Annotated in this window: 1 pseudogene; it reads right to left on the reverse strand. The window is 66.5% G+C overall.

The window, feature by feature from the left end:
- Window positions 1–466 (reverse strand): annotated as a pseudogene (locus tag AACY45_RS28405) (alanine--glyoxylate aminotransferase family protein); the annotation flags it as partial.

The following is a 466-nucleotide window of genomic DNA, read 5'->3' on the forward strand; positions in this document are numbered from 1 at the left end:
TTTCCGCGTCCACCCCGTTGGGGATGAAGGCGGCGGTGACGTTGGTCATGCGATAGCGATCGTCGCCGAACACGGTAAGACCCATCGCGCGCAGGCCGGCGGTCATGGCGGCGCCGGACGCGCGGTGACGCGCGTAGCGAGCCTCGACGCCTTCCTGAAGCATGATCCGGGCGCATTCCCGCGCGCCGTAGAGCATGGTGGTCGCCTCGGTATGGTGGTTGAGGCGCTTCTCCGACCAATAGTCCATCACCATCGCCAGATCGAAATAGTTGGACCCTATCCGGAGGCCGTCCCCATCGTCGATATCGTCGCGGCGGATGCCGCGTTCGACATGCTTGCGGCGCTGGATGTGGGTCGCCGCCCGGTCCGAAATCGTGATCGGGGCCGAGCCGGATGGTCCGCCGAGGCACTTCTGCAAGCCGCCGGTGACGACGTCGACGCCCCAGCGATCGGCGGCGATCTCCAT

Source organism: Pseudomonas sp. RA_35y_Pfl2_P32 (genome assembly GCF_963970735.1).
Lineage (GTDB): Bacteria > Pseudomonadota > Gammaproteobacteria > Pseudomonadales > Pseudomonadaceae > Aquipseudomonas.